The 13,191-nt window shown below is 70.8% G+C and carries 13 protein-coding genes; 5 read left to right on the top strand and 8 right to left on the bottom strand.

Annotation, left to right across the window (positions count from 1 at the left end; translation table 11 throughout):
- Positions 1 to 21: 21 nt before the first annotated feature.
- The 3 genes from OG627_RS21730 to OG627_RS21720 are packed head-to-tail and all read right to left on the bottom strand — an operon-like array spanning position 22 to position 2,893.
- The gene (locus OG627_RS21730; protein ID WP_329067563.1) at positions 22 to 1,236 is read right to left on the bottom strand and encodes a dipeptidase; all 1,215 of its coding nucleotides are present in this window, start codon (positions 1,234 to 1,236) and stop codon (positions 22 to 24) included.
- Positions 1,233 to 1,757: a 5-(carboxyamino)imidazole ribonucleotide mutase gene (purE, locus tag OG627_RS21725; protein WP_329067561.1), complete on the bottom strand. Its 525-nt coding sequence runs from the start codon at positions 1,755 to 1,757 to the stop codon at positions 1,233 to 1,235. The genes OG627_RS21730 and purE overlap by 4 nt, the downstream gene beginning before the upstream one ends.
- The gene (locus OG627_RS21720) at positions 1,754 to 2,893 is read right to left on the bottom strand and encodes a 5-(carboxyamino)imidazole ribonucleotide synthase (protein WP_329067558.1); all 1,140 of its coding nucleotides are present in this window, start codon (positions 2,891 to 2,893) and stop codon (positions 1,754 to 1,756) included. The genes purE and OG627_RS21720 overlap by 4 nt, the downstream gene beginning before the upstream one ends.
- Before the next feature lie 177 nt (positions 2,894 to 3,070).
- Between OG627_RS21720 and OG627_RS21715 the strand changes: the two genes are divergently transcribed.
- A complete protein-coding gene (locus tag OG627_RS21715; protein ID WP_329067556.1) occupies positions 3,071 to 3,547 on the top strand; it encodes a GtrA family protein in 477 nt (158 codons plus the stop codon).
- 24 nt (positions 3,548 to 3,571) lie between these two features.
- Here OG627_RS21715 and OG627_RS21710 read toward each other — a convergent pair whose 3' ends face one another.
- Together OG627_RS21710 and OG627_RS21705 are read right to left on the bottom strand one after the other, a co-directional pair.
- The gene (locus tag OG627_RS21710) at positions 3,572 to 4,846 is read right to left on the bottom strand and encodes an ATP-binding protein (RefSeq protein ID WP_329067554.1); all 1,275 of its coding nucleotides are present in this window, start codon (positions 4,844 to 4,846) and stop codon (positions 3,572 to 3,574) included.
- 280 nt (positions 4,847 to 5,126) lie between these two features.
- A complete protein-coding gene (locus OG627_RS21705) occupies positions 5,127 to 5,804 on the bottom strand; it encodes a response regulator transcription factor (protein WP_114623002.1) in 678 nt (225 codons plus the stop codon).
- A 386-nt stretch (positions 5,805 to 6,190) separates the two neighbouring features.
- On the opposite strand from OG627_RS21705, the gene OG627_RS21700 reads away from it, so the two are divergent.
- Positions 6,191 to 7,714 (top strand): peptide MFS transporter, encoded by a 1,524-nt coding sequence (locus OG627_RS21700; RefSeq protein WP_329067551.1) that lies wholly within the window; start codon positions 6,191 to 6,193, stop codon positions 7,712 to 7,714.
- 117 nt (positions 7,715 to 7,831) lie between these two features.
- Here the strand turns inward: OG627_RS21700 and OG627_RS21695 are convergent, their stop codons facing one another.
- Both OG627_RS21695 and OG627_RS21690 read right to left on the bottom strand, forming a co-directional pair.
- Positions 7,832 to 8,320 carry an ATP-binding protein gene (locus OG627_RS21695; protein ID WP_329067550.1) on the bottom strand — a complete coding sequence of 163 codons (489 nt, stop codon included), beginning with the start codon at positions 8,318 to 8,320 and terminating at the stop codon, positions 7,832 to 7,834.
- Between the two features lie 375 nt (positions 8,321 to 8,695).
- On the bottom strand, positions 8,696 to 9,064 hold the full coding sequence (locus OG627_RS21690) for an STAS domain-containing protein (RefSeq protein ID WP_329072864.1): 369 nt from the start codon (positions 9,062 to 9,064) through the stop codon (positions 8,696 to 8,698).
- 271 nt (positions 9,065 to 9,335) lie between these two features.
- On the opposite strand from OG627_RS21690, the gene OG627_RS21685 reads away from it, so the two are divergent.
- Together OG627_RS21685 and OG627_RS21680 are read left to right on the top strand one after the other, a co-directional pair.
- Positions 9,336 to 10,283 (top strand): RNA polymerase sigma factor SigF, encoded by a 948-nt coding sequence (locus OG627_RS21685; RefSeq protein WP_443073517.1) that lies wholly within the window; start codon positions 9,336 to 9,338, stop codon positions 10,281 to 10,283.
- Positions 10,284 to 10,566: 283 nt separating this feature from the next.
- Complete coding sequence (locus OG627_RS21680; RefSeq protein ID WP_329072862.1) at positions 10,567 to 11,493, top strand: LLM class flavin-dependent oxidoreductase; 927 nt, start codon at positions 10,567 to 10,569, stop codon at positions 11,491 to 11,493.
- 14 nt (positions 11,494 to 11,507) lie between these two features.
- On the opposite strand, the gene OG627_RS21675 is transcribed toward OG627_RS21680, so the two are convergent.
- Positions 11,508 to 12,176 (bottom strand): TetR/AcrR family transcriptional regulator, encoded by a 669-nt coding sequence (locus tag OG627_RS21675; protein WP_329067546.1) that lies wholly within the window; start codon positions 12,174 to 12,176, stop codon positions 11,508 to 11,510.
- Between the two features lie 112 nt (positions 12,177 to 12,288).
- On the opposite strand from OG627_RS21675, the gene OG627_RS21670 reads away from it, so the two are divergent.
- Positions 12,289 to 13,185, top strand: coding sequence for an EamA family transporter (locus tag OG627_RS21670; RefSeq protein ID WP_329067544.1), 897 nt, complete (start codon positions 12,289 to 12,291; stop codon positions 13,183 to 13,185).
- The last annotated feature ends 6 nt before the right edge of the window (positions 13,186 to 13,191 follow it).

The following is a 13,191-nucleotide window of genomic DNA, read 5'->3' as shown; positions in this document are numbered from 1 at the left end:
TACCCCCGAAGGCACCGACCCTCAGGCGTCCGGGCCGTCCAGCGACTCGATCGTCGCCTGCGACGCCGCCCGCGTGGTCCTCAGCGACCGCGACACGTCCTCCGCCGCGCGCAGCACCCGTACCGCGTTCTGCCACGTCAGCTTCGAGATGTCCTGCACCGACCACTTCCGGGACAGGAGTTCCGCGATCAGGTTCGGATAGCCCGCCACGTCCTCCAGGCCCTCCGGCGTGAACGGCGTCCCGTCGAAGTCGCCGCCGATGCCGATGTGGTCGACGCCCGCCGTCTCGCGCATGTGGTCGAGGTGGTCGGCGACCGTCGAGACCGTGGCCACCGGGCGCGGGTGCGCCGCCTCGAAGGCTTCGTGGACCTTCATGGCCTCGGGGGTGGTGGCGAGGTGGTGCAGCCCGTGGGCGCTCATGTTCTCGTCCGCCCGCCGGGTCCATTCCACCGCCTCGGGCAGGATGAACTTCGGTACGAAGGTGACCATCGCGACGCCGCCGTTCGCGGGCAGCAGCTCCAGCACGTCGTCCGGGATGTTGCGCGGATGGTCGCAGACCGCGCGCGCCGACGAGTGGGAGAAGAGCACCGGCGCCTCGGTCACGGCGAGCGCGTCGCGCATGGTGGTGGCGGCGACGTGGGAGAGGTCGACCAGCATGCCGACGCGGTTCATCTCCCGGACTACCTCGCGGCCGAAGGCGGAGAGCCCGCCCACGCCCGGCCGGTCCGTGGCCGAGTCGGCCCAGCGCAGGTTGTCGTTGTGCGTGAGCGTCATGTAGCGGACGCCCAGGGTGTGGAGGGCGCGCAGGGTGGCGAGGGAGTTGTTGATGGAGTGGCCGCCCTCGGCGCCCATCAGCGAGGCGATCCGGCCCTGGCGGCGCGCCGCCTCCATGTCGTCCGCCGTCAGGGCGCGGGCCAGGTCGTCGGGGTAGCGGGCGAGGAGCCGGCCGACGACGTCGATCTGCTCCAGCGTCGCGCTGACCGCGTCGTCCCCGGCCATGTCGGACCGTACGTACACGGACCAGAACTGGCCGCCGACCCCGCCGCGCCGCAGCCTCGGCAGGTCGGTGTGGAGCTGCGCCGAGGTGTCGTCGGCGATGTCGAGCCGGTCCAGGTCGTAGCGGACGTGCTCGCGCAGCGCCCACGGCAGGTCGTTGTGGCCGTCGACCACCGGGAAGTCGGTGAGCAGGGCGCGGGCCTCGTCGAGGAAACCGGCGGCGGGCACGGGCGGCGTCACTTGCCGAATCCGAAGTGGTCCGAGCCCTCGACCTTGGCGCGCAGCCGCTTGCCCTTCTCCGACGCCTGGTCGTTCAGATCGCGCTGGAACTCCCGCATCCGGCCGCGCAGCTCGGGGTCGTGCGCCGCGAGGATACGGGCGGCCAGCAGCCCCGCGTTGCGCGCGCCGCCGACCGAGACCGTGGCGACCGGGACGCCGGCCGGCATCTGCACGATGGAGAGCAGGGAGTCCATGCCGTCCAGGTACTTCAGGGGTACGGGGACACCGATCACCGGCAGCGGTGTCACCGAGGCCAGCATGCCCGGCAGATGCGCCGCGCCGCCCGCGCCCGCGATGATCGCTTTGAGGCCGCGGTCGGCCGCGTGCTCGCCGTAGGAGATCATCTCGCGCGGCATGCGGTGGGCGGAGACGACATCGACCTCGTACGGGATGTCGAACTCGTGCAGGGCCTTCGCCGCGGCCTCCATGACGGGCCAGTCGGAGTCCGAACCCATGACGACGCCGACCAGGGGGGGAATCATTCGGTGATCGTTCCTCGCAGATAGCCGGCGGCGTGGCGGGCGCGCTCCAGCACGTCGTCCAGGTCGTCGCCGTAGGTGTTGACGTGGCCCACCTTGCGGCCGGGCTTCACGTCCTTGCCGTACATGTGGATCTTCAGCCTCGGGTCCCTGGCCATGCAGTGCAGATAGGCCGGGTACATGTCGGGGTAGTCGCCGCCGAGGACGTTGCACATGACCGTCCAGGGCGCGCGCGGGCGCGGGTCGCCGAGGGGGAGGTCGAGTACGGCCCGTACGTGGTTGGCGAACTGGGAGGTGATCGCGCCGTCCTGGGTCCAGTGCCCGGAGTTGTGGGGGCGCATGGCCAGTTCGTTGACGAGGACGCGTCCGTCGCGGGTCTCGAAGAGTTCCACCGCGAGGTGCCCGACGACGCCGAGTTCCGACGCGATCCGCAGCGCGAGCCGCTGGGCCTCGCCGGACAGCTCCTCGGAGAGTCCGGGAGCAGGCGCGATGACGGTGTCGCAGACGCCGTCGACCTGCTGGGACTCGACCACGGGATAGGCCACGGCCTGGCCGTGCGGCGAGCGGACTATGTTCGCCGCCAGCTCGCGTACGAAGTCGACCTTCTCCTCGGCCAGGACGGGCACCCCGGCCCGGAAGGGCGGCTCGGCCTCGGCCTCGGACCGTACGACCCAGACTCCCTTGCCGTCGTAGCCGCCGCGCACCGTCTTGAGGACGACGGGGAAGCCGCCCACCTCGGCGGCGAAGGCAGCGGCGTCGGCGGGGTCGGTCACCAGGCGGTGGCGCGGGCAGGGGGCGCCCAGCTCGGTGAGCCGGGCACGCATCACGCCCTTGTCCTGGGCGTGCCTGAGCGCGTCGGGACCGGGCCTGACGGGGATGCCGTCGGCCTCCAGCGCGCGCAAATGCTCGATCGGGACATGTTCATGGTCGAACGTGATCACATCGCAACCCCGCGCGAAGTCACGCAGCGTATCCAGGTCGCGATAGTCGCCGATGACGACATCGTTCACCACCTGGGCCGCCGAGTCCTGCGGGGTGTCGCTGAGGAGCTTGAATCTGAGGCCGAGGGGGATGCCCGCCTCGTGGGTCATACGGGCGAGCTGACCGCCGCCGACCATGCCGACTACCGGAAACGTCACGCACCCAGGGTATCCGGACCCGGCGGGCGCTACGCCGACGACCGTCCGTACCGCCGCGACCCACCGCCACCGAGCGTGACGTACGGTCGCCCAGGCGGGTGCGGAGGGTGCTGGTTAGCATGGTTCGATACTGCTGGATCGAGCGAACCGCCGAACGGACTGGGGCTGAACGGGCATATGAGCGAAAGCGGCGCACTCCGTGTGCGACTGGACCGGCTCATGCGCGAGGCGGTCAAGTTCGGCGCGGTGGGCGGCGCGGGGCTGCTGGTCAACCTCCTCGTCTTCAACCTCGTACGGCACACCACCTCACTGCCCGTGGTGCGGGCGAGCATCCTGGCCACCGTCGTCGCGATCGCCTTCAACTACGTGGGCTTCCGCTACTTCACCTACCGGGACCGCGACAAGAGCGGGCGCACCAAGGAGCTGACGCTGTTCCTGCTGTTCAGCGTGGTCGGCCTGGTGATCGAGAACGGCATTCTGTACGCCGCGACGTACGGGTTCGGCTGGGACTCCCCGCTCCAGAGCAACGTCTTCAAGTTCATCGGCATCGGCATCGCGACGCTCTTCCGCTTCTGGTCGTACCGCACCTGGGTGTTCCGGGCGCGGCCCGCTGCGGACGGGGAGGACCGGGCCGAGCCGGTACGGGTGCGCTGACGCCCGATCCTCGCCGCTCGCCGGTCAGCGGACCGGGGGCCGCGGGTCCTCCGCCGACTTGCGGGTACGGGCCTCCCGGCTGAGGAACAGCGCGAAGACCGGCGGCTGCTGCTGGAGCAGTTCGAGCCGTCCGCCGTCCGCCTCCGCCAGGTCGCGCGCCACGGCGAGGCCGATGCCGGTGGAGTTGCGGCCGCTGATGGTGCGCTCGAAGATCCGTGCCCCGAGGTCGGCCGGTACACCGGGCCCCTCGTCGGTCACCTCGATGACGGCCTGGTTCCCGGTGACCCGGGTGCGCAGCGCGACCGTACCGCCGCCGTGCATCAGCGAGTTCTCGATCAGCGCCGCGAGGACCTGGGCGACGGCGCCGGGGGTCGCGACGGCGCGCATCCCCGGCCGGCCCGAGCAGACGATGGCGCGGCCGGCGCTGCGGTAGGCGGGCCGCCACTCCTCGATCTGCTGCTTGACGACCTCGTCGAGGTCGAAGGCGACGGCGGAGCCGGTACGCGGGTCGCGGGCGTTGGTGAGCAGCCGTTCGACCACATCGGTCAGCCGCTCCACCTGCGTCAGCGCGATCGTCGCCTCTTCCTTCACCGTGTCCAGGTCGTCGGTCACGGAGATCTCCTCCAGCCGCATGGACAGCGCGGTCAGCGGGGTACGCAGCTGATGCGAGGCGTCCGCGGCGAGCCGCCGCTCGGCGGTGAGCATCCGGGCGATCCGCTCGGCGCTGGAGTCGAGCACGTCGGCGACCCGGTCCAGCTCGGGGACGGCATAGCGCCGGTGGCGGGGGCGCGGATCGCCGGAGCCGAGGCGCTCCGCGGTCTCCGCGAGGTCGGTGAGCGGCGAGGCGAGCCGGTTGGCCTGCCGTACGGCCAGCAGCGCGGCGGCGATCACGGCGAGCAGCGCGACCGCGCCGATGATCAGCAGGGTGCGGCCGACCTCGCGGGTGACGGAGGAGCGGGTCTCCTCGACCGTGACGGTCTCGCCCTCCTCGCCCCTGGCCTGGCCGCGCAGGACGCTGCCGGTGGGGCGCTCGCCGATCTCGACGGTGTCGCGGCCGGGGATCTGGATGCGGGCGTACCGCTTCTTCGCCACCTGCTCGGAGAGCACCTTGGCGTTGACGCGGTCGCCGCCGAGCAGTCGGCTGTCGACGATGCTGACGAGGCGCAGCGCCTCGGAGTCCACGCTCTCCTGGGCACTGGCGCTGATCGTGCGGGTCTCGACGATGACGAGCGACACCCCGAACACGGCGATGACGATGAGCACCACGGCGAGCGTGGAGCTGATCAGGCGACGGCGCACGGTGCGCTCCCCCCATGGATCGGCGGCCGGACCGGCGACGCGGCCCCGGTCACCGGGCCGCCTCTGTCGTCACGCCGCTGGAGCCACGACCGTGCGGACGTCGCCGGTGGCGGCACCAGTGCCGTGACCGGCAATGTTCGCCCCCGAAGGGAGCGCCGTCCGGCGCGTGCGATCGCGGGGCGGCCGGAAGTCCGGGTAGCGGAGCTACCTGGGATTTTGGCCAACGCGGCGAGCGTGCGTGCTGGGCGGCGCGACGGGGCAGAGCTTGCCGGGAGGGGCACTAGCTCTTCTCGAACCGGAAGCCGACGCCCCGTACCGTCGCGATGTAGCGCGGGTTGGCGGCGTCGTCACCGAGTTTCTTGCGCAGCCAGGAGATGTGCATGTCGAGGGTCTTGGTCGAGGACCACCAGGTGGTGTCCCAGACCTCGCGCATCAGCTGGTCACGGGTGACGACCCGGCCGGCGTCCCGGACCAGCACCCGCAGCAGGTCGAACTCCTTGGCGGTGAGCTGGAGCTCCTCGTCGCCCATCCAGGCGCGGTGCGACTCGACGTCGATCCGCACGCCGTGCGTGGCGGGGGCGGGGCCGGTGTCCGCGGCGCCGCGCCGCAGCAGGGCCCGTACGCGCGCCAGCAGCTCGGCGAGCCGGAACGGCTTGGTCACGTAGTCGTCGGCGCCGGCGTCCAGTCCGACGACGGTGTCGACCTCGTCGGCGCGGGCGGTCAGCACCAGGATCGGGATGGCGTGGCCCTCGGCGCGCAGTCGGCGGGCGACTTCGAGGCCGTCCATTCCGGGCAGCCCCAGGTCGAGGACCACCAGGTCGATCCCGCCCTGGAGTCCAGCGTCCAGCGCGGTCGGGCCGTCTTCGCGGACCTCGACCTCGTAACCCTCCCGTCGCAGGGCGCGGGCCAGCGGCTCCGAGATGGAAGCGTCGTCCTCGGCGAGCAGTACACGGGTCATGAGGTGATGGTAGACCGCACAGGGCGGCGCTCGGGCAGTGCTCGCGACGGTGGGTGCGGGAGCCCCTCGCGCGCCCGCGGGTCACCTGGGGGTCGTCCGCGGGTCGCCCGCGTGCCAGTGCCGCGATCCGATGATCTTCCTTCGAATGTCGGCGCCCGCTCCGCCGTCACCTGTGATCCATGTCTCTCCGTTCCGTCGGTCCTTTCATATGACGCTCTGTCGTGCCGTATGGTGTCGAGGCACCTTTAAGCACTACTCACCCCCACTTGCACCACTAGCACCACTCACACCGCTCACCCCCCACTCGTAGACCTTTGCGACCTTTGGCCTGCTGAGCGCCGAAGGTCTCTTTTATGCGGTCTCTTCCTATGCGCAAGGATCGATCGATGGCGTCCAGCCTGACGAAGGACTCGCCCAGCGCCCCCGCCGGACCCGAGAAGACCTTCTTCGGCCACCCCCGCGGACTGGCCACCCTCTTCATGACCGAGATGTGGGAGCGCTTCAGCTTCTACGGCATGAGGGCCCTGCTCACCATCTACCTGATCTCCGGCGGCCCCGATGCCTCGAAGGGGCTTCAGGGCGGCGGGCTGGGGATGGACCTGGCCACCACCACGGCCATCTACTCCATCTATCTCTCGATGGTCTATCTGCTGGCCATGCCGGGCGGCTGGCTGGGCGACCGGGTGTGGGGGCCGCGCAAGACCGTCACGATCGCGGCCTGCACGATCATGGTGGGACATCTGACGCTGGCCCTGCCGGGCTCGGGGACCTTCTTCGCCGGTCTGGCGCTGGTGGCGCTCGGCTCCGGCCTGCTGAAGGCCAACATCTCCACGATGGTCGGGCAGCTCTACGACGGTCCCGACGACCCGCGCCGGGACGGCGGCTTCACCATCTTCTACATGGGCATCAACATCGGTGCCTTCTTCGCCCCGCTGGTCATCGGCACGGTCGGCGAGACGTACAGCTGGCATCTGGGCTTCGCCCTCGCGGCGGTCGGGATGGGGATCGGCCTGGTCACCTTCCTGTTCGGTACGCGCCACCTGAACCCGGCGAGCAGCCGCGTCCCCACCCCGCTCTCCCGCGAGGAGCGGATCTCCTGGCTGCGCAAGGGCATGACCTGGCTGCTGATCGCCGCCGTCTTCTACGGTGTCGTCGTGCTGAGCGGTCACTTCACCCTCAACTGGGCGATGGTGCCGCTGACCGTGGCGGGCGTCGTCATCCCGGCCGGGGTGCTGATCCGGATCAAGCGCGACAAGGACCTCTCGGCGACCGAGCAGACCAAGATGTCCGGGTACATCTGGTTCTTCGTCGCCGCCGCGGTCTTCTGGATGATCTACGACCAGGGCGGCTCCACGCTCCAGGCGTTCGGTACGACGAAGGCGGCGACCGAGCTGTTCGGCGTCGGTTTCCCGACCTCCTGGTACCAGTCGCTGAACCCGGTGTTCATCATGGCGCTGGCGCCGGTGATGGCCTGGATGTGGCTGTGGCTGAACCGAAGGGGCCAGGAGCCCACGACGGTGGTGAAGTTCGCGGCCGGGCTGGTCCTGGTCGGCGTCTCGTTCTTCTTCTTCCTGATCCCGCTGCTGATGGCGGGCGGCGGCACGCTGGTGAGCCCGATGTGGCTGGTGGGGATCTATCTGATCCAGACCGTCGGCGAGCTGTGCGTGTCGCCGGTGGGGCTGTCGGTGACCACGAAGATGGCGCCGGCGAAGTACGCGAGCCAGATGATGGGCGTCTGGTTCCTCGCGGTCACGGCGGGCGACTCGGTGACGGGGCTGCTCTCGATCGCCGGTGTCGACCTGGGCAAGTCGGGCGTGGTGGGGCTGGAAGCGCTCCTGGCGACGCTGGCGGGGGTGGCGGTGTACATGTACCGGAAGAAGGTCAGGGCGCTGATGGGCGACATTCACTGAGCCCGGCCGCCGTACGCTGCTGACGTACGCGTGCTGACGTACGCGTACGGAAAGAGCCGCCGCACCTTCCGGTGCGGCGGCTCTTTGCGCGTGGCTCCGTGCGCGTGGGCGCGCGGCTCAGGCGGGGGCGGCCAGTTCCGCCCAGACGGTTTTGCCGGCCGCGTCCGGGGTCCTGACCACGCCCCAGTCGAGGCAGAGCCGCTGGACGATGAACATGCCGTGGCCGCCGGGCCGGCCCGCGCGGTGCGGGGTGCGCGGCGCGGGCTGTCCCGTACCCCGGTCGCTGACCTCTAGGCGCAGCGCCTTGGTGCCGTACGAGACGCGCAGCCCTTCGGGGCCCTCGGCGTGCAGGCAGGCGTTGGTGACCAGCTCGGAGACGACCAGCAGGACGTCCTCAGCCGCGGCCCGCCGGTCGGCGGTGGCGGCCGGGAGCCAGCCCCAGTCGTACAGCGCCTGGCGGGTGAAGTCGCGTGCGAGCGGGACGACGCCGCTGGCACCGGACAGCACGAGCGTCCGTACCCGCGCGTCGGACGTCGCGGGACGGGGGCCCGCCTCGTCCGGCTCGGGTCCGAGGTCGCCCGGCGGAGGCTGCCGGGTGGTGCTCATCAGCGCTTCACCTCACCGAATTCACCCATGTGTGAGTTCCATCAATACAGAGCGTGCGGGTTCAGGGTTCCATGGTCCCCTGAGTGGCCTGCCCGGGGTCTTCTGCCCCTCCGAATCGTGACAACACCCACTTCACCGATACGGAAAGCGTGACGCACACGACACGAGGGGCGGCCGGGCCGGGGAAAAGCATCCGGCCGGGACTTCTGCCGGGGGTCCGTCGGAGCTCCGACAGGGGTTTGACCAGCGGTTTGACAGCGGTTTGACCAGGGGGCGGTCGGCGACCCGGTCAGGGGTCCGACCGAGTACGCGGTCAGGATTACGACCGGAGTGCCGACCTGGGATCCGGCCGGCGTTCGGGTCTTCGGAGTCGGATCAGTCGACGAGGGCTTCTTCCAGCGAGCCGTGGACGGTGAAAACCGCGTCCGCCCCGGTGATCTCGAAAACCCTCGCGACCACGGGAAGCATGCCCGCCAAGTGGACCCCTCCGCCTGCCGCGTCCGCTTTCAGGCGGGCGCCGAGCAGCACGTTGAGTCCGGTGGAATCGCAGAACTCAAGCTGCGAGCAGTCGATCACCAGGCGTACCCGGCCCTGTTCGAGCGCGTCGTCCAGAGGAGCCCGCAACAGCTCGGCCGTATGGTGATCCAACTCACCGGCCGCCGTCACTACCTCGCTCCGGCCCTCGGTCCGAACCGCGACCTGGAGCCGGCCCCGGTTCGCACTGCCGACCGTCTGGCGGTCCATGCCGTCCCTCTTCGCCGTGTCGTACGCCGTCGTCAGATGTGTCATCTCATCGTCATCACAACTCGATGACGTCCGTCGAACATTACGCCTTCCAGCCACCGGCCGGTACTCAAACTCCCCCACAATACGGGCATAACGCACAATTAACACTTGCAACTGTCCGTGCGGACCGGGTAGGGCTTGTAAGAACACATTCGACTTCGGCCGGCTTTGGAGGCGCCGCACACCGTAGCAACGCGCACTGGCATCGGCAGCCATATGCCGAAAACGTATGGAGGAGACCATGTCACCCCGGCTCGACGAAACGCGTACCCCGAACGCGCCGTCGGCAACTACGTCCGCACCTTCCGAGACCGACGTCACACTCCCGCCGGCCGGCGCCGAGGGCCCGGGCATCGAGAGCCAGGCCGACGGCCTGGAGGACCTGCCCGAGATCCCGCCCTTCGACGAAGTGGGCGCAGTGGATGCCCGGGCCCTGTCGAAGACTCTCTTCGCCCGTCTCGAAGCCCTCGAAGAGGGCACGCACGAGCACGCGTACGTCCGCAACACCCTGGTCGAGCTGAACCTCGCGCTGGTGAAGTTCGCGGCCTCCCGGTTCCGCTCCCGCAGCGAGCCGATGGAGGACATCGTCCAGGTCGGCACGATCGGACTGATCAAGGCCATCGACCGCTTCGAGCTGAGCAGGGGCGTCGAGTTCCCCACCTTCGCGATGCCGACCATCGTCGGCGAGATCAAGCGTTTCTTCCGCGACACGTCGTGGTCGGTACGCGTCCCGCGCAGGCTCCAGGAACTCCGCCTCGACCTCGCCAAGGCGGGCGACGAGCTGGCGCAGCAGCTGGACCGCGCGCCGACCGTCGGAGAACTCGCGGCGCGCCTCGGCCTCACCAACGAGGAAGTCGTCGAGGGGATGACGGCGAGCAACGCGTACACCGCCAGCTCCCTGGACGCCCAGCCCGAGGACGACGACAGCGAGGGAGCGCTCGCGGACCGGATCGGGTACGAGGACCACGGCATCGAGGGCATCGAGTACGTCGAGTCGCTCAAGCCGCTGATCGCGAGCCTGCCGTCGCGGGACCGCAAGATCCTCTCCTTGCGTTTCGTCGCCAATATGACGCAGTCGGAGATCGGCGAGGAGCTGAACATCTCGCAGATGCACGTCTCCCGGCTCCTCTCGCGCACGCTGAACAAGCTGCGCAAGGGTCTGACGCTGGAGGAATGAGCGCGCGCCGCCTGGCCGCGTATCCGCCACCCGTGCCCGCCACCCGTGCCCGTCCGCTGTGCCCGTCGCTGTGAACTCGGCGAGTCACAGGGGGCGGGCACGGGTGGTTGTGGGGGCCGCCGAGGTCTGGTCGGGGCGTACCGCGACTCATTAGGGTCAAGGAATGATCAATGCCTCGTCAGACACGACCGCGTCGGATACCAGCACGCCGGACACCACCGAGTCGGACCCCAGCACGTCGGACACCACTCCCCCGGCATCGGGCACGCGCCGTATCGGCGTGATGTTCGACAGGGACCAGCGCCCGGAGGAACTCGCCTCGTTCGCGGCCGAGTTGGAGGGGCTGGGAGCGGACGGCGGTCCGCGGGTGGACGACCTGTGGGTGGTGGAGGACCTCGCCTGGGCGGGCTCCGTCGCCTCGGCGACACTGGCGCTGGCCTCGACCGAGCGCCTGCGGGTGGGCATCGGCATCAGCCCGGCCCCGCTCCGTAACCCGGCGCTGCTGGCCATGGAACTCGCCACCCTGGCCCGGGTGTTCCCCGGCCGGCTCGTCGCGGGCGTCGGGCACGGCGCGTCGGAGTGGATGGCCCAGGTGGGCGCCGCCTCCCCCACCAAGCTGGCGCTGCTGGAAGAGACGATCGAGGCCGTACGCGGCCTGCTGACGGGCGCGACCACGAGTGTGGCCGGCCGCACCGTGCACATCGACGGCGTCACCCTGGTCCATCCCCCGGCCGTGGCACCGCCCGTCGTCGCCGGTGTCGTACGCCCCCGGTCGCTGGAACTCTCCGGCCGGGTGGCCGACGGCACGGTCATGGCCGAAGGCCAGGGCCCGCGCGCGGTCGAGGCCGCGCTGAACGCCATCGCGAAGGGCCGCGCGTCCGCCTCGGCGGACGGCCCGTCCGGCACGTCCGGCCTGTCCGGCCCGTCCGCGCACGAACTCATCATCTTCACCCACCTGTACGTGGACGACGACCCGGCCCGCGTCGCCACGGCGACCGCGCCGGTGGTGGCGGAGTACACGCAGTGGCTCGGCATCCCGCCGCAGGACGTCTTCCTGGCGGCGGGCGAGGCCACCACGGCGACCGCCCGGATCCGCAGCCTGTGGGAGGCGGGGGCCGACACGGTGGTCCTGCGCCCGGTCGGCGACGACCCGCTGGGCCAGGTCCGCGCCGCGCTCGCGGAGTTGGGGGAACCGGCGCGGTCGCGGTAGCAGGGCAGGGGGACTTACCCGGTCCCGACGGTGGCCCGCACCAGGCGGCTCGCGAAGGTCCTGCCGTGTTCGAGGGGGTTGGGCGTCAGTCCTCTGAGGAGGCCGGCCATGGCTCCGTCGTACACGAGCAGTACGTCGCGGGCCAAGGCCGCTGAATCGTCGGCGGTCACCGCTTCCGCGAGGCGGGTCAGCCGCGTGAGGAGCAGTGCGGATTCCGCCGCGATCACCGCGTGGGCCGGGTGGCCGGGGTCGGGCAGTTCGGTGCTGGTCGCGAGGAAGGCGCACCCGCGGCCCGGGATGTACCGGACCCGGTACGCGGAGACGGCGCCGAAGACGGCCAGGAGCTTGTCGGCGGGGGATGCCTCGGCGTCGACGGCGCCCTGCCACACCCGGTCCCAGCGGTCCAGGCGCCGTTGCAGCGCGGCGACGATCAGGCCGTCCTTCCCGCCGAAGTGCGCGTAGAGCGTGCCGGGTGCGACGTGTGCGCGCCGCAGCACCTGATCGACGCTGGTGCGGGCGATGCCGTCCCGGTAGAAGAGTTCGTCGGCCGCGTCGAGCAATCGGTCCCTGGGTGACGCGCCGACCGCGGCGCCGTCGGTGTCCTGCCCCATGTCCTGCCCCATGCCCAGCTCCATGTCCTGGTCCATGTCCTGCTCCTTGCCCTGCCTCTTGCCCTGAGCCATGACTCGGCTGTCCCGACTATAACGAGCGACTGTAACGGGCGTTACACTGAAACGATCGTTTCAGTGAGAGCGGAGAGGCCGGTCGCCTCTCGCCCCGGCCGGAGAGGCGCCCGTGCACCTGACAGCCCGCGAGGGACATCACCGCGCCGGCCCGTTCCTCGGCGCGGCCCTGGTCGTCGTCAGCTGCCTCGGCGTGCAGGCGTCCGCGGCACTCGCCTCGACCCTCTTCGACCGGCTGGGCACTCCCGCCGTCGCCGGTCTGCGGCAACTCTGTGCCGCCCTGGTCCTGCTCGTACTGGTGCGCCCCCGGATCCGCGGGCGCACCCGGGCGCAATGGTCGGGCATCGCGGTCTACGGAGCGGCGATGGCCGCGATGAACGTGGCCTACTACGGCGCGGTGGACCGTCTCCCTCTCGGAGTGGCCGCGACGCTGCTGTTCCTCGGGCCGTTCGCCGTCGCGGTGGCCTCGGCGCGCATCTGGCGGGAAGCCCTCGTCCCCGCGGCCGGCCTGGCAGGTGTCGTGCTGGTCACGCGGCCGGGTGGCGCGCCGGCATGGGCCGGGATCGCCTTCGGGCTGCTGTCCGCGCTGGCCCTCGCCCTCTACACCGTCTTCGCGCAGCGCGTGGGCCGGGCGTCGTCGGGACTGGACGGGCTGGCACTGGCGGTCGGCGTATCGGCGCTGCTGCTGCTCCCCTTCTCCGCTCCCGCCACCCCGGACATGACCGGTTCCGACTGGGGCCTCATCGCCCTCTCCGGCCTCATCGGCGTCGCCCTGGCCTTCACGCTGGACTTCCTGGCCGTCAGGATCGCCACCGCCAAAGTGGTGGCGACCCTGTTCTCCCTCGACCCCGTGATGGGCGCGCTGGTCGGCGCCGTAGCCCTCGCCGAAACCCTCTCCGCGCCGGTGCTCGCGGGCATGGGGCTGATCATCTCGGCGGGCGCCACGGCAACATGGCGCGCGGGGGCCGCGCCGTCCGGCGACGGCGGCCGTCCACTCACGGGACGTTGATCGCGC

Origin of the sequence: Streptomyces sp. NBC_01429 (assembly GCF_036231945.1) — a bacterium.
Lineage (GTDB): Bacteria > Actinomycetota > Actinomycetes > Streptomycetales > Streptomycetaceae > Streptomyces.
The sequence above is the reverse complement of the archived record's forward strand: the minus strand, read 5'-3'. Positions and strand labels throughout refer to the sequence as shown.